This is a genomic window from Pseudomonas sp. NBRC 111139 (assembly GCF_001753955.1).
GTDB classification, from domain to species: Bacteria; Pseudomonadota; Gammaproteobacteria; order Pseudomonadales; family Pseudomonadaceae; genus Aquipseudomonas; species Aquipseudomonas alloputida.
The window spans coordinates 24,906-39,930 of sequence record NZ_BCBP01000055.1; the positions used below are offsets into that span (position 1 = coordinate 24,906).

Genomic DNA, 15,025 nt, shown 5'->3' on the forward strand with positions numbered 1-15,025 from the left:
GGTGGCCACATCGATGCGGCCGCCGGGAAACTAAAGATAGCACCTGCTACGCGCGATTATCGGTTGCAAGTACGACAAATGTGCGAATGCATGACAGCGGTCACACCCTTGTCATGGGTGAAGTGTGTGGGCTGGCTGCATGGGCAAACGTTTTCCCGACCGCAAGGTGTCAGGTAACCATCGGGTTTGGTGGCGTTCGCTGACGTTCGACCCGCAGTTTTTTCAGACGAGCGGCTTGGTTAACCGAGCAACCCGGCGGCGATGTTGATAGTGAACCCCAGAATCGCCGTATTGAACACGAAGCCCACCAACGAATGCGCCAGCACCACCCGCCGCAACCCACGCCCGGCGACACCCACGTCTGAGGTTTGCACCGCCACGCTGATCGTGAACGAGAAGTAGTGGAAGTCCCAGTAATCCGGGTTGCGCTCGCCATCAGCGAAGCGCAGTGGGGGTTCGTGGTTTTGCCCGGTGTAGAACAGGCGGGCGTAGTGCAGGGTGAATATGCAGCCGATCAGCAGCCAGGAACCGGCGACGGTCAGGCCGGTGTAGAGATAGTGCACGGCCAGGGCCGTGCCTTGCAGGCCGCGGCTGGAGACCAGTTGCAGGGTGACCGCGGCAAGGCTGGCGATGGCGGCGATGCACACGGTCAGCAGGACCAGGCCGGCGTTCTCGTCTTCGACGCCGGCGACCTTGCGGACCTTTTCCGGGCTGGCTGTCCAGCTCAGGTAGAGCACCAGCAGCAGGTACAGCCACACCCCCAGGTTCCAGCCAGCGAGGATGTGCTGCACGGTATCACCGGCGGGGATCAGCCAGGCGCCAGCGAGGCCGACTGCAGCGGCGAGGCTCAGGCGGGGGTGTGTGCGGGTCAGGCGATGGAAAGCCATGGGGCCTCATTCACAAGGGGTATGGCTTGTACTCTAGACCGTCATAGGGTTGGGTGGGAGGCGCAATACCCTGCAGGGCCTGGGGTTTCTTTGAGTCCCCCATCGCACGGCATTGCAACTCTCAGTACACTGCACGCTCCAACACCAACATCCGTTGAACTCGAGGTTTTTGCATGACGCTCAGTCCTTTGGCAGGCAAGCCGGCTCCGGCCAGCGTGCTGGTCGATATTCCCCGGCTGCTTACCGCCTATTACACGGGCCGCCCAGACGCTACCGTGGCGGCCCAGCGCGTGGCCTTCGGCACCTCGGGGCACCGGGGCAGTTCGCTTGAATTGAGTTTCAACGAGTATCACGTCCTGGCCATTAGCCAGGCGATCTGCCTGTACCGCCAGGAAAAAGGCATCGATGGCCCGCTGTTCATCGGTGCCGATACCCACGCCCTGTCAGCGCCGGCGACCGCCAGCGCCCTGGAAGTGCTGGCCGCCAACGGCGTGCAGGTGATGCTGTCCAAGGATGACGAATACACGCCTACGCCGGCGGTTTCCCACGCCATCCTCTGCCACAACCGTGGCCGCACGCAGGGCCTGGCTGACGGTATCGTCATCACCCCGTCGCACAACCCGCCGCAAAGCGGTGGCTTCAAGTACAACCCGCCCAACGGCGGCCCGGCCGACAGCGACGTGACCAAGTGGATCGAGGGCAAGGCCAACGAGCTGCTGGCGGCTAACCTGGCGGGTGTCAAGCGCATGGACCATGCCCAGGCGCTGCAGGCGCCGACCACCCACCGCCACGATTACGTCAGCAACTATGTGGCCGACCTGGAAAACGTCATCGATTTCGATGTCATCCGTGGCGCCGGGTTGCGCCTGGGCGTCGACCCGCTGGGCGGGGCAGGGGTACGCTACTGGTCGGCCATTGCCAAGCACTACCAGCTGGACCTGGAAGTGGTGAACACCGAGGTCGACCCGACCTTCCGCTTCATGACCGTCGACTGGGACGGCCAGATCCGCATGGACCCTTCCTCGCCGTATGCCATGCAGGGCCTGATAGGCCTGCGTGAGCGCTTTGACGTGGCCTTCGCCTGCGACCCGGACCACGACCGCCACGGCATCGTCACCCCTGACGGCCTGCTGCAACCCAACAACTACCTCGCCGTGGCCATCGACTACCTGTTCCGCCACCGCCCGCAGTGGCGCAGTGACGCCGCCGTGGGCAAGACCGTGGTCTCCAGCGGCCTGATCGACCGCGTTACCCAACGCCTGGGCCGTGAGCTGTACGAAGTGCCGGTGGGCTTCAAGTTCTTCGCCCAGGGCCTGTTCGACGGTTCGCTCGGTTTTGGTGGCGAAGAAAGTGCAGGGGCTTCGTTCCTGCGTCGCGATGGCTCGGTGTGGGCCACCGACAAGGACGGGTTGATCCCGGCCTTGCTGGCCGCCGAAATGACCGCCCGTACCGGGCGTAACCCGAGCCAGGCTTATGCCGACCTGACCGAGGCGCTGGGCAAGCCGTTCGCCACCCGTGTCGAGGCCAAGGCCGATGCGCGGCAGAAGGCGTTGCTGAGCAAGCTGGCGCCGGAGCAGGTGAAGTCGACCGAACTGGCCGGTGAGCCGATCGTGCAGATCCTCAGCCACGCCCCAGGCAATGGCCAGGCGATTGGCGGGCTTAAGGTGATGACGGCCAATGGCTGGTTCGCCGCGCGCCCGTCGGGTACTGAAGACATCTACAAGATCTACGCTGAAAGCTTCATCGACGAGGCGCATTTGCAGCGTCTGGTGCAGGAAGCACAAGTGCTGGTCGATGAAGCAATTGCCTGACCGGTAACAAACCGCTTGGTTCTGTGGTGTGATGTAAATTAGAATTAATCTTATTTACTCCGCCGCAGGACCCCCCTCATGATCGACGCCGCGCCGCCACCGGAGCCTGGCCTGCCTGCCCTGTACCGGGAGCATCGCGGCTGGCTTGAAACCTGGCTGCGCCGGCGTATGGGCAATGCCTGGGATGCCGCCGACCTCAGTCAGGATACTTTTCTGCGCATTCTGGCCAGCGCCCAGCCGCTGGCAGACATACGCGAACCGCGTGCCTACCTGCTGACCGTGGGCAAGCGTTTGCTCAGCAACTTCCACCAGCGCCGTAGCCTGGAGCGGGCCTACCTTGATGCCTTGGCGCAGTTACCCGAGCAACACGTGCCGTCGCCAGAACAGCGCTGGGTACTGCTCGAAACCCTGCAAGCACTGGATGAATTGCTCGACGGCCTCAAGCCGCCGATACGCAAGGCCTTTCTCTGGAGCCAGCTGGAAGGCTTGGGCTACGCCGAGATTGGCCAGCGCCTGGGCGTCTGCCAGCGCTCGGTGAAACGCTACATGGCGCAGGCTTACGAACATTGCCTGTTGGCCGAGTTGCAATGAGCCCCCACCCCCCAGAAACCCGCGAGGCGCTGCGTGCTGCAGCCCGTTGGCTAGCATTACTGGATTCTGGCGACGCAAGCGAATCTGACCTGCAGCGTCTGGCGCAATGGCGCGCCAGCAGTCACCTGCACGAAGACGCCTGGCAAAAGGCATCGCTGCTGCGAGCGCGGTTTGCCGGGTTGCCCGGCGCATTGGCGATGGCCGCCCTGGATCGTCCGGATGCCGGTCGTCGGGCATTGCTCAAACAAGCCCTGGGTGTGACGGCGTTGTTGCCGGTGGCCTGGCTGGTGAGCCGTGAGCTGCCGCTGGATGCCTGGACCGCCGACATGCGCACCGCGGTAGGAGAGCGCAGGCAGGCACTGCTGAGCGACGGCACCTTGTTGCAGTTGAACACCGACAGTGCGGTCGATATCGAGCGGGGTGCAGGCCGCGTGGCACTGCTGCGCGGTGAAGTGGCCGTCAGCGTGCCCGCTAACCTGAGCCTCACCTTGCAGGTGCCTTACGGCCGGGTGGTGCTCAGTGAGGGCGAGGCGTGCCTGCGCCTGCTTGATGAGGCCTGCCGGGTGTCGGCGATCAAGGGGGCGGTCAGCCTGCAGCCGTTGCGGGGTCCAGCCGTGATGCTACAGGCCGGCCAACAGGCCAGTTTGCAGGCGGCCGGCGTTGGCCCTGTCAAAGCGTTCGACGCATGGCAACTGGGCTGGCGCGAAGGTGCGCTTCGGCTGGACGACCGCCCGCTGGGCGAGTTGCTGCACGAACTGCGCAGGTATCGCCCCGGCGTACTGCGCTGGGCACCAGAACTGGAGCGCTTGCGTGTTACCGGCACGTTCCGCCTTGACGACACCGACCGGGTGTTGGCCCTGCTCGCCGCCAGCCTGCCGTTGCAAGTGCAGACCCGCACGCGTTATTGGGTGAGCCTGACCGCACGAGAACATCGAGCATGAGGCTGTCCCCTTTTTTTCACTCGCCGGTCATTACCGGTAGGAGAAAATAAAAGGGGAGCCTTGTTCAATGCCTGCAGTAAAAACTTGCCGCCTGCGCCCACTGGCGCGCGCAGCACATCCATTGTTCGCGATGAGCCTGCTGTTGTGTGCACCTGCCTGGGCCGATGAGCCGGCCCGGCGTACGTTCCAGGTGGCGCCAGCCAGCCTGGGTGCCGCTTTGACCCATTTCGCCGACCAGGCCGGTGTCAGCCTTTCGCTGGACCCGGCATTGGTAGAGGGCCGGCAAAGTAACGGCTTGTCCGGTCGTTACAGTGTCGATGAAGGCTTCAACCAGTTGCTGCGCAGTAGCGGCCTGCAGGCGCTACCGGTGGGTGAGGGGGCCTTCACCCTGATGCCGGCCCCCCAGGCCAGTGGCGCGCTGGAAATCGCCCCACCCGCATCGTCGGCGGCCTGGCCGCAGGCAACGAAACGCAGCCGTATGCCGGTGGCCAAGTGGCACGCCAAGGGGCACAAGGTTTGCTCGGTTCGCGCGACTTCATGGAAACCCCGTTCAGCATCACCAGCTACACCAGCGACCTGGTCAAGAACCAACAGGCGCGCACCTTGGGCGAGCTGATTGCCAGTGACCCTTCAGTGCGTGCTACCAACCCGGCGGGCGGGCGTTTCGAGCAGTTCACCATTCGCGGCTTCAGCCTGTTCAACAGTGATGTGGCCTACAACGGTCTCTATGGCATCTTGCCGACCTATTCGATCGACATGGAAATGGCCGACCGGGTCGACATCATCAAAGGCCCCAGCCAGTTGATCAACGGCATTTCGCCGCGTGGCAGCGTGGGCGGCGGTATCAACGTGCAGCCCAAGCGAGCCGCTGACAAGCCGATCACCGAATTCACCGGCAGCTACGCCTCGGCCGGCCAGGCTGGCGGCGCCGTGGACATCGGCCGTCGCTTTGGTGAAGGCCAGCAGTTCGGCGTGCGCTTCAATGGGGTGAAGCAGGCCGGTGATACCGAATGGGACCACCAGCGCGTCGACCGCGAAATGGCGGTGCTGGGCCTGGATTTTCGAGGCGAGCGCCTGCGTCTCTCGGCAGACCTTGGCCACACCGAGCGCGATACCGACGCCCCGCAGGAGCGTGTGCTGGTCGGTGCCAATGCCAAGGTGCCCAAAGCCAATGACGTACGCCACAACTACGCCCAGGCCTGGAGCAAGGCGCGTACCAACGACACCTTCGGTGCGCTGAACGCCGAGTACGATATCAGCGAATCGCTGCTGGCCTATGGTGCGGTCGGTGCGCGCAAGAGCAATCACGACTTCCTGCGCCATAACGTGTCGATCACCAACGATGCCGGCGACTTCACCGTGCAGCCGCGTGACTTTACCCGGGACGAGTCGGTGCGCACCGCCATGGCCGGTTTACGTCACTGGTTCCATACCGGGCCGGTCAGCCACGCGCTGAACCTGGCCGCCACCTATTACTACATGGACTTCACCAACGGCGGGGCGCGCTATGCCTCGGCGCCGAGCAACCTCTACAACCCGGTGGCCGCACCGACACCCGGTACGCCAACCCGCCTCGACCCCGAGGTCTACACGGAAAACCGCTTCTCCGGCGTGGCCCTGGCCGATACCCTTGGCTTTTTTGACGACCGCCTGCTGTTGACCCTGGGTGCGCGCTGGCAACGGGTGCAGGTGGATGACTGGAGCGACGGCGTCAAAGGTGATACGGGCTATGACGAAGAAAAGGTCTCGCCTTCTGGGGGCGTATTGCTCAAGGTCACCGACCAGCTCTCGTTGTACGCCAACTACATGGAGGGCCTGAGCCAAGGCAAGATCGCCCCCTCGACCTCGATCAACGAAGACCAGATCTTCCCGCCGTTCACCAGCCGCCAGATCGAGGTGGAGGCCAAGTACGACCTCGGCCAGGTGGCCTTTACTGCCAGCGCCTTCCGCATTCGCCAGCCGGCCTACGAGACCAACCCTGCCTCGCGGGTGTTCGGCCCCAATGGCAAGCGTGACAACCGCGGCATCGAGCTGAGTGTGTTCGGTGAGCCGGTGCAGGGCGTGCGGGTGTTGGGTGGGGTGATGTATATCGACAGCGAGCTGACCGACACCGTCGGCGGTGCCTACGATGGCAACCGTGCGCCGGCCACGCCCGAATACAACGTCAATCTGGGGGCTGAATGGGACGTGCCAGGGGTGAACGGCCTGACCTTCACAGCGCGCGGCACTCACTCCAGCTCGCAGTACCTGGACCAGAACAACAGCAAGCGCATCGATGGCTGGGAGCGTTATGACCTGGGCGCACGTTACGCCTTCAAGGTGGACACCACCGAGGTTACCTTGCGGGCCAGTGTCGAGAATGTGCTCGATGATCGCTACTGGAGCTCGGCAGGGGCGTCGGATGACAGTGAGCCGGGGTTGACCCTGTCCACCCCGCGGACCTATCTGCTCTCGGCCACGGTCGGCTTTTAAACCGAACCCATGTATACCTACCCAGCGGGAGCGGGTGCGACCGGGAATCAGGCGACTCGGTGGGGCAGTTGCGTAGCTGATCAGCCCGGCGCAAGCGCCCGGCCCAGCTTCTGCGCCTGCCCCTGCAACACCCGCATCAACTGCAGCGCTGCATGCGAGGGCGGCTCGAAGCGCGAATAGACGAAGCTGATATCGAAGTGAATCTCATCGGCCAGCGGCACCACCGCCAGCCCGCTGTCCTGTGCAACGAACTCGTCGATCACGCTGATGCCCATGCCTTGCTTGACCAACGCCACAGCCTCGTTGGCATTGGTGAACGACAACAGTGATTTCAGCTGTAGCCCGCGGCGCCCGATGTGGTCGGCCAACAGCTTGCCAAACGGCATGTCGGGCCGGAACAGCAGCAACGCATGGCCCTCCAGCTGCTGCAAGGTCAGCGCGGGCTGACCGGCCAAAGGGTGACCCGGCGGCATCACCACTACCATGCGTCCACGCATGAACGCTTGCGAATGCAGGTGGTCGTGCACCACCGGCAGGGCGGCGATCGACAGGTCGACCTTCTTCGACAAGATCTGGTTGGGCATTTCGCCCATCAACGAGGTTTGCCACTCGATATTCAGTGACGGTGATTCACGCTTGAGCTGGGCCAGGGCCATCGGGATCACCACCGTGGACAACGATGCACTGCACGAGATACGCAACTTGCGCTGGCCGCCAGCGCCCAGCGCCAGGGCACATTCGTTGACCTGCAACGCTGCCTGGTACACCCGCTCGACCTCGCGAAACAGCACCTGCGCTTCGGCCGTCGGCACCAGGCGGTTGTTGACGCGCTCGAACAGCGGGTAGGCCAGGCGCGCTTCGATGTACTGGATCAGCTTGCTCACCGCCGGCTGCGACACATACAGCAATTTGGCCGCCGCGCTGATCGAGCCCGTCAGCATCACCGCCCTGAACACTTCCATGTGCCGCAGCTTGAACACCATGGGGCTTGCGTCTGCGCCTTCGTTGCCAAGCAGCATGTGTATTACCTTCGGTTATGGTTTTCGCCATCTGGGTATGAGCGTCAAAGCCGGCCACACAGTATCGTGAACCCCAGCCTAACTGCCCTTGCGGCGCACAATAACAAGATCTGCAGACAAGCGCAGTGGCGCTTGACGGGAGTGCTGCGTGAACATATTCGACGAAGCGAAGATCGATTGCCATAACCATTTGTTTGACCCCGCCCGTTTCCCCTATCACCCCGATGCACCCTATGCGCCCTCCGGCCAGGAGGTCGCCACCCAGGCGCAGTTCACCCGGGTGATGGAGGCTTACGGCGTGCAACATGCCTTGCTGGTGGGCCCCAACAGCGGCTACCACACCGACAACCGCTGCCTGCTGCATGCCTTGGCCAGCGGGCAGGGGCGGTTCAAGGGGGTGGCGGTGGTCAAGGCGGACATCAACCTCGACGCGCTGGCGGCGTTACAGGCGCAAGGCGTGGTGGGTATCGCCTTTAACCCCGCGCTTTACGGGGTAGCCAGCCTCAAGGGCGTTGACGGGCTGTTCGGCAAGCTCGCCGAGCTTGGCATGTTCGCCCAGCTGCAGGTGTGTGACGACCAGTTGCTGGACCTGCACGGCCTGCTGCAAGGCTCGCAGGCTCGTCTGTTGATTGACCATTGCGGCCGCCCGGATGTCGCTGCCGGTGTGCAGCAAGCCGGCTTCCAGGCGTTGCTGCGGCTGGCCGACAGCGGCCGCGCCTGCGTGAAGCTGTCAGGCATGCAGAAGTTTGCCGCAGCGGATGCCTTGTTCGAACAGAGCAGTGCATACGTGCAGGCCCTGCTCGAAGCCTTTGGCGCCCAAGCCTGTGTGTGGGGTTCGGACTGGCCGTTCATTCGCCAGCCCGCGCGGGTGGACTACGGCCCGCTGCTGAAGTTGGCCGAGCGCCTGATGCCGGATGCCCGGCTGCGCCGCACAGTGATGTGGGACACCCCTCGGCGATTGTTCGGGTTTGCCTAGCCCCTCCGTTGTGTGCCCTTCCAACAACCAGCGCGCAACCCTGATGAACACTGAACAGAACACCCGTCCCGGGCGGCATCCTCCATGGCCTGGAGGATCGTCTCGGCTAGCGCCCCAAAAGGCATGTGACCTGCGTCGCTTGCCGGATATTCCTTCTGTCGAAAATGGAGCTGAACAATGAGCCAGTACCTGCAAGGCCAAACCGCTATCGTCACCGGTGGCATGCGTGGCATCGGCCTGGCGATTGCCCGCCGCTTGCATGTCGCCGGCGCCCAGGTGGTGATCTGGGACCTTGCCGTCGATGGCTGGAACAGTACGGAAAACGGCTTCGAGCCGGTGCTGCGCCAGGCAGTGGATGTGTCGTCGCTGGCCTCGGTGGAGGCGGCTTTTACCCAGACGCTGGCGCGTTTGGGGCAGGTGCAGATCTTGGTCAACAATGCCGGCATCAACGGCCCGGTGGTGGCGTCTTGGGAGTACCCGCCAGACGCCTGGGACAAGGTCATCGCCATCGACCTGAACGGTGTGTTCTATTGCTGCCGCACCGCCATCGCGCACATGCGTGAGCGCGGCTACGGGCGCATCGTCAATATCGCCTCCATGGCCGGCAAGGAGGGTGTGCAGTACATCTCGGGCTATTCGGCAGCCAAGGCCGGGGTCATCGCTTTCACCAAGGCGGCAGCCAAGGAGCTGGCGCAGGATGGCGTGTTGCTCAACTGCGTGGCACCGGCGATGGTCGAGACGCCGCTGATGGCCGAGATGACGGCCGAGCATATTGCCGCGAGCAAGGCCAAGATCCCCATGGGGCGCTTCCTCAAGGCCGAGGAGATTGCCAACATGGTCAGCTGGATCGCCGGGCCTGAGTGCAGCTTTACCACTGGCTTTGTGTTTGACCTCAGCGGCGGGAGGGCGACCTACTGAGTGGGCTGGGTGTGGTACGCCCGATGGCGTTGGAGCTGCGCCGGGTAGCCAGCCACGCGCGAACTGCGGGCGACGTCTCGGTGTGCAAGTGCCGTCGTCCGTTGGCGTGCCCGCACCTCAACGCTTGCAAGCAGCGGCACGGGCAACCCAGGCGTGGCTGGACGGGCAGGTGGCAGTCACCCGCCGTCATTCAGGCCTGTGGTTATTCCTGATCGGGTACCACGGCGATCACGTCGATCTCCATCAGCCACTCGGCCTGGGCCAACCCGGCCACCACCAACCCGGTGGAAATCGGGAACACGCCCTTGAGCCACTTGCCCACCTCTTTGTACACCGGCTCGCGGAAGCGCGGGTCGGTGATGTAGGTGGTGGTCTTGACGATGTGCGACAGGTCCGAGCCGGCTTCTTCAAGCAGTTGCTTGACGTTCTTCATCGCCTGTTCGGTTTGTGCGCGCGGGTCACCCAGGCCTACCAGCTTGCCTTCGAAGTCGGTACCGACCTGGCCACGCACGTAGATGGTATTGCCCGCCCGCACGGCCTGGCACAAGTCGTTGTCCAGGGTCTGGTTGGGGTAGGTTTCCTTGGTGTTGAACATGCGGATGCGAGTATGGGTAGGCATCAGTGGGCTCCGAGGGTGCTGACATTGCTGATCTTGGCGGTTTGCTGCTCATCCGCTGCGCGTTGCTCGCGGTCGCGGTAGGCGGTGTAGGTACGTTGCGTGGCGATGTGGCCGGCGACGTGCTTGGCGTCGTGCCACACCCCCCAGATGAACGATGAACCACGGCGCGACAACCACGGCAGGCCGAGGAAGTACACGCCCGGTTCACGGGCCACACCACGCTGGTGCTGGGGCTTGCCGTTGGCATCGAAGGTGTCTACCTGCAGCCAGCTGAAGTCCACGCCGTAACCGGTGGCCCAGATGATGCTGCGGACGCCGGCCTTGGCCAGGTCCAGCTGCTGCAGCGGGTTGCGCATGCACTCCGGGTCGGCCAGGCGCTGGCGGGCTTCGGGCTCTTCCGGCAGGTCCAGGCCGTTGCGCTCGATGTAGGCATCGGCCGCATCCAGCAGGGCCAGGTAGTTGTCGTCGCCGCGGTTGATGTTCTCGACCAGGTTGTCCTGGAAGCGCGCGACGCCGTTTTCGAACGACTGGGTCAGGCCGACCAGGGTCATGCCCTGGTGGGCGAGGGCGCGGAAGTCCACGGTGTGGCCACCACGGGCGCCGCTGACCGCGATGGTCACATGCTCGCGACCGGGTTTGGCAATTTCCGCGTCCCACTCGCCCAGCACGCCCAGCCACCAGCAGAAGTCACGGTTGCGGTAGGCACGCGGCGGGCGGTCGTGGGCGCCGACCGACAGGTACACCTGGCGCCCGGCGCGCATCAATTCCTCGGCAATCTGCACACCGGAAGAACCGGCACCGACCACCAGTACCGCGCCTTCAGGCAACTGCTCTGGGTTGAAATAAGCGGCGGAATGAATCTGGTGCAGGTTGCTGTCTTTCGGCGCGATGGCTGGGATCACCGGCTTCTGGAACGGGCCGGTGGCAGCGACTACGCGGTTGGCGCGAATCACGCCTTCATTGGTGTCGATGGTGAAGCCTGGGCGGTCGCTGTTACGCACCACGCGCTTCACTTCAATGCCGGTACGCACGGGCAGGTTGTACTTGCGTACGTACTGCTCGAAGTAGTCGGCCACCTGGTCCTTGCCGGCGAACGCATCGGCGTCGAGGTTGAATTCCAGCCCCGGGAAGCGGTCGTGCCAGGCCGGGCCGTTGGCGACCAGTGAGTCCCAGCGGCCAGTACGCCAGGCCTGCGCGATGCGGTTGCGCTCCAGTACCAGGTGCGGCACGCCAAGCTTGCTCAGGTGTTCGCTCATGGCCACGCCGGCCTGGCCGGCGCCGACGACGAGGGTGTCGATTTCGAGGTTGTTCAGTGTCATGTCCGAGCCCTTGTTCAGGCGGTTTTTGTCAGGTCGGTTTGGAGGACCGCCGTTGCCTGGAGCCAGACTAGGGATGCCGTGGAAATGGCGAAAATAGTATTTAGCTGGTGCTTGCCGATAAAACGGCGAAGGCCTTGATTTCTCTGGCCTGTGGGGCAGGTTGGCCGGGTGGGTGACGTGGTTTTTCGAGCGGGTGCAGAGAGCGGGCCCGTGAGCCTAGTTTTTTCCTGCCTACCCCCTCGGAAAAAGGTCGTTTCGCCCGCTCGAAGGTTCCACTCAGAATGCCGTGTATCGCACAGCACAACAGGAACCATGACATGACGTTCTCCATCATTGGTCGTTGCCAGGAAACCGGCCAGGTCGGTATTGCCATCAGCTCGTCGAGCATCGCCGTGGGGGCTCGTTGCCCCTGGGTGCGTGCCGGTGTGGGCGCGGTCTCGACCCAGAACATCACCCTGCCGGCGCTGGGCCCGCAGATTCTCGATGCCCTGGAGCATGGCCAGTTGCCGCCCGCCGCTGCGCTGGACGGGGTGCTCAGTGCCAATGGCTGGAGTGAGTACCGCCAGGTCACGGTGATCGACAGCCAAGGCCAGGTGGCCCTGTTCACCGGGCGGGAAGCCTTGGGCACACACCATGCAATGGCCGGCGAACAATGCGCGGCGGCTGGCAACCTGCTGTCCTCGACCCAGGTGATCGAAGCCATGGTACTGGCCTTCGAGCAGGCCGGCGGCCACCTGGCCGACCGCCTGCTGGCAGCCATGCACGCGGCGATGGCAGCGGGTGGCGAAGCCGGGCCCGTGCACTCGGCGGCGCTGAAGATTGCTGGCGAGCTGACCTGGCCGCTGGTGGACCTGCGCGTCGACTGGGCCGATAGCGACCCGATCGGCGTGCTCGATGGCCTGTGGCAAGCCTATCGCCCGCAGATGCAGGATTACGTCACCCGCGCCCTCAACCCGACCGCCGCGCCAAGCTATGGGGTGCCGGGCGATGAGTGAGTTTGCCAGTCGCGCACTGCTGGCCCGGCTGATCGGCTTTGCCACGGTGAGCCGCGACTCCAACCTGGCGCTGATCGGTTTTATCCGTGATTACCTGGCCGAGCTGGGGGTGGAGTGCGAGCTGTTCCATAACCCGGAGGGCACCAAGGCCAACCTGTTCGCCACTATTGGCCCCAGGGATGTGGGTGGTGTGGTGCTGTCTGGACATACCGATGTGGTGCCGGTGGATGGCCAGGCCTGGACGGTCGAGCCGTTTGCCCTGAGTGAGCGTGACGGCCGTCTGTATGGCCGCGGCACGGCCGACATGAAAGGCTTTATCGCCTCGGTGCTGGCTGCTGTGCCCGCTTTTCTCGCCCAGCCGCTGCGCATGCCGGTACACCTGGCATTTTCCTATGACGAAGAAGTCGGTTGCCTGGGCGTGCGCTCGATGCTGGCTGCCCTCGAACAGCGCCCGTGTAAACCACGGCTGTGTCTGATCGGTGAACCCACCGAACTCAAACCGGTGCTGGGGCACAAGGGCAAGCTGGCAATGCGTTGCCAGGTACAGGGCGCAGCGTGCCATTCGGCGTACGCACCGTATGGGGTGAACGCCATCGAGTATGCGGCGAAACTGATTGGCAAGTTGGGTGAAATCGGCGAGGCCCTGGCACTGCCGGCTCATCACGACGAGCGCTTCGATCCGCCGTTCTCCACGGTGCAGACCGGCGTGATCAAAGGGGGCAGGGCGCTGAACATCGTGCCAGCCGAGTGCGAGTTCGATTTCGAAGTGCGCGCGCTCCCAGGGTTCGAGGCGCAGGCGGTGGCCGACCAGTTACAAACCTATGCTGAAGCCGAGTTGCTGCCGCGTATGCGCAAGGTCAATACCGCCAGCGCCATTCGCCTGGCGCCGCTGAGTGCCTATCCGGGGCTGGCGACACCGGAAGACAGCGAGGCTGCGCGCTTGGTGGCGCTACTCAGCGGCTCGGATACGTTCGGCACGGTAGCGTTTGGTACCGAAGGTGGCTTGTTCGACCAGGCGGGCATCCCCACCGTGGTGTGCGGGCCTGGCAGCATGGACCAGGGCCATAAGCCGGATGAGTTTGTCAGTGTCGAGCAGTTGCGCGGCTGTGATGCCATGCTGTTGAGGCTGGTGGACTACCTCAAACAGGCTTGAGGGTTGCGCCGGCGGATGGGCCGCAGTGCGGCCCCGGCGTTCAGAAGGTCGCCTTGACCTGCAGGCCAACCACCAGTGCATTGTCGATGTCTTTGCCCGAGAACGCCCCTGGCTCGATGATGTATTGCACATCCGGACGCAGGTTCAGCCATGGCGTGGCCTGGTAGCCGTAGCTCAGTTCGATCAACTGCTCGGCGCTGTCGATATCCGGGAACTGCTGGCCCGCGTTGAACGCGGCATCCTCCAGCACATCGCGGCTACGCGGGTTGGGCACGGCGCGGCCGTAACCCAGTGCCACGGTATCTTTCGGGCGGCCTTCGAACGGCTTGTACAGCACCACGCCGGCGCCATACCACTTGGTGAACGGCGAAGCGGCCTTGCTCGACGCCGAGTACTGGCCGAAGGCGTGCAGGCTTCGGCCTGGGGAGGCCTGGTCGTTCCACACCGCCTGGTCGACCAGCAGGTAATGGCCACCTCGGCCGGACACTTCATCGTCGCTGCCGATGCGTTTCACATCAGAGCTGTCGTAGTAGTAGCCCAGTTTGTACTCGCCTGGCAGTTCACCCTGCAGCTTGTATACCAGTTCTACCGGTACCACGGTGCCGGTGGTGTGCTTGGGCCCCAGGTGCCAGGCGCGGCTGGAGTTGCCGTTGCTCTCGGGGTCGACGTTGAACGCCGCCACGCGCAGCTGCCAGGCTGGCGACAGGTCGTACTTCACCCGCACGCCGAGGTGGGCGTTGGGGTAGTTGGTCCAGCCACTGCCGCCGGACATGTTCAGCGGGTGGCCGCAGAAGCCGGCGTTCATGAAGTTGCACAGGATGCCGCTGTCCAGGCCGCCGAGGTCGTTGCCCATGGCCATGTAGCCGAGTTTTACGTTGAGCGCCGGGGTGAACAGCGTGCGCTCGTAGCTCAGCTCGGTCAGGCGGGTGTACAGGCCACCGTAGTTTTCCTGGATTGGCAGGCGGTTGCCGACCAGGTCTTCCGAGGCGCTGTTACCGCGGCGGTCGTTGATGGTCAGCTGGACCTTGCCGCCGTTGTCCAGACCGTACAGTTTCGACAGGTCGAACTGCACACCCAGCTTGACGTTCTGCGAATAGCGCGCCGAACGGTGCAGGCCACCGTGGGCGTTGTAGGCGGTTTCACCGCTGTAGTCGCCGGTGATCTTGACGCCGTCTTCTTCGAGTTGATGGCGCAGGCCGCCCCAGTCACCGGTCAGGGTGCTGCGGGTCATGAGGTCGTCGCTGGCAAGGGCAGTGGTGCTGGCCAGGGCCAGCAGCAGGGTGGGGGTGATGCGAGTTGCGGATGGCATTACAGAATCTCGGGT

Annotated in this window: 12 protein-coding genes and 1 pseudogene; 8 read left to right on the top strand and 5 right to left on the bottom strand. The window is 64.0% G+C overall.

Going from position 1 to position 15,025, the window contains the following annotated elements:
• Window positions 1–239: 239 nt before the first annotated feature.
• Window positions 240–887, bottom strand: a complete 648-nt coding sequence (locus BJQ17_RS21485; protein WP_003247748.1) for a DUF1345 domain-containing protein — start codon at window positions 885–887, stop codon at window positions 240–242.
• A 173-nt stretch (window positions 888–1,060) separates the two neighbouring features.
• Here BJQ17_RS21485 and pgm point away from each other — a divergent pair, with 173 nt between their 5' ends.
• The 4 genes and pseudogenes from pgm (at window position 1,061) to BJQ17_RS21505 (ending at window position 6,702) form a co-directional block, all read left to right on the top strand.
• Window positions 1,061–2,698, top strand: a complete 1,638-nt coding sequence (gene pgm, locus BJQ17_RS21490) for a phosphoglucomutase (alpha-D-glucose-1,6-bisphosphate-dependent) (protein WP_070096599.1) — start codon at window positions 1,061–1,063, stop codon at window positions 2,696–2,698.
• A gap of 78 nt (window positions 2,699–2,776) precedes the next feature.
• Entirely contained in the window at window positions 2,777–3,289 is a 513-nt protein-coding gene (locus tag BJQ17_RS21495) for a sigma-70 family RNA polymerase sigma factor (RefSeq protein ID WP_003247751.1), read from the top strand.
• On the top strand, window positions 3,286–4,230 hold the full coding sequence (locus BJQ17_RS21500) for a FecR domain-containing protein (protein WP_070096600.1): 945 nt from the start codon (window positions 3,286–3,288) through the stop codon (window positions 4,228–4,230). Before BJQ17_RS21495 ends, BJQ17_RS21500 begins: the two co-directional genes overlap by 4 nt.
• A 67-nt stretch (window positions 4,231–4,297) precedes the next feature.
• Window positions 4,298–6,702, top strand: a pseudogene (locus BJQ17_RS21505) (TonB-dependent siderophore receptor).
• Between the two features lie 80 nt (window positions 6,703–6,782).
• Here the strand turns inward: BJQ17_RS21505 and BJQ17_RS21510 are convergent.
• On the bottom strand, window positions 6,783–7,721 hold the full coding sequence (locus BJQ17_RS21510) for a LysR family transcriptional regulator (RefSeq protein ID WP_019751867.1): 939 nt from the start codon (window positions 7,719–7,721) through the stop codon (window positions 6,783–6,785).
• A 148-nt stretch (window positions 7,722–7,869) separates the two neighbouring features.
• Here BJQ17_RS21510 and BJQ17_RS21515 point away from each other — a divergent pair, with 148 nt between their 5' ends.
• Together BJQ17_RS21515 and BJQ17_RS21520 are read left to right on the top strand one after the other, a co-directional pair.
• Window positions 7,870–8,697: an amidohydrolase gene (locus BJQ17_RS21515; RefSeq protein ID WP_003247759.1), complete on the top strand. Its 828-nt coding sequence runs from the start codon at window positions 7,870–7,872 to the stop codon at window positions 8,695–8,697.
• 177 nt (window positions 8,698–8,874) lie between these two features.
• The gene (locus tag BJQ17_RS21520) at window positions 8,875–9,615 is read left to right on the top strand and encodes an SDR family NAD(P)-dependent oxidoreductase (RefSeq protein WP_070096601.1); all 741 of its coding nucleotides are present in this window, start codon (window positions 8,875–8,877) and stop codon (window positions 9,613–9,615) included.
• A gap of 202 nt (window positions 9,616–9,817) precedes the next feature.
• Here BJQ17_RS21520 and BJQ17_RS21525 read toward each other — a convergent pair whose 3' ends face one another.
• Both BJQ17_RS21525 and BJQ17_RS21530 read right to left on the bottom strand, forming a co-directional pair.
• Window positions 9,818–10,234: a RidA family protein gene (locus BJQ17_RS21525; protein WP_003247763.1), complete on the bottom strand. Its 417-nt coding sequence runs from the start codon at window positions 10,232–10,234 to the stop codon at window positions 9,818–9,820.
• Window positions 10,234–11,553: an NAD(P)/FAD-dependent oxidoreductase gene (locus BJQ17_RS21530; RefSeq protein ID WP_004575291.1), complete on the bottom strand. Its 1,320-nt coding sequence runs from the start codon at window positions 11,551–11,553 to the stop codon at window positions 10,234–10,236. Before BJQ17_RS21530 ends, BJQ17_RS21525 begins: the two co-directional genes overlap by 1 nt.
• Before the next feature lie 317 nt (window positions 11,554–11,870).
• Between BJQ17_RS21530 and BJQ17_RS21535 the strand changes: the two genes are divergently transcribed.
• Both BJQ17_RS21535 and argE read left to right on the top strand, forming a co-directional pair.
• The gene (locus BJQ17_RS21535) at window positions 11,871–12,548 is read left to right on the top strand and encodes a DUF1028 domain-containing protein (RefSeq protein WP_070096602.1); all 678 of its coding nucleotides are present in this window, start codon (window positions 11,871–11,873) and stop codon (window positions 12,546–12,548) included.
• Entirely contained in the window at window positions 12,541–13,701 is a 1,161-nt protein-coding gene (gene argE / locus BJQ17_RS21540; RefSeq protein ID WP_070096603.1) for an acetylornithine deacetylase, read from the top strand. Before BJQ17_RS21535 ends, argE begins: the two co-directional genes overlap by 8 nt.
• Window positions 13,702–13,741: 40 nt before the next feature.
• Here argE and BJQ17_RS21545 read toward each other — a convergent pair whose 3' ends face one another.
• Complete coding sequence (locus BJQ17_RS21545) at window positions 13,742–15,010, bottom strand: carbohydrate porin (protein WP_003247771.1); 1,269 nt, start codon at window positions 15,008–15,010, stop codon at window positions 13,742–13,744.
• Between the last annotated feature and the right edge of the window lie 15 nt (window positions 15,011–15,025).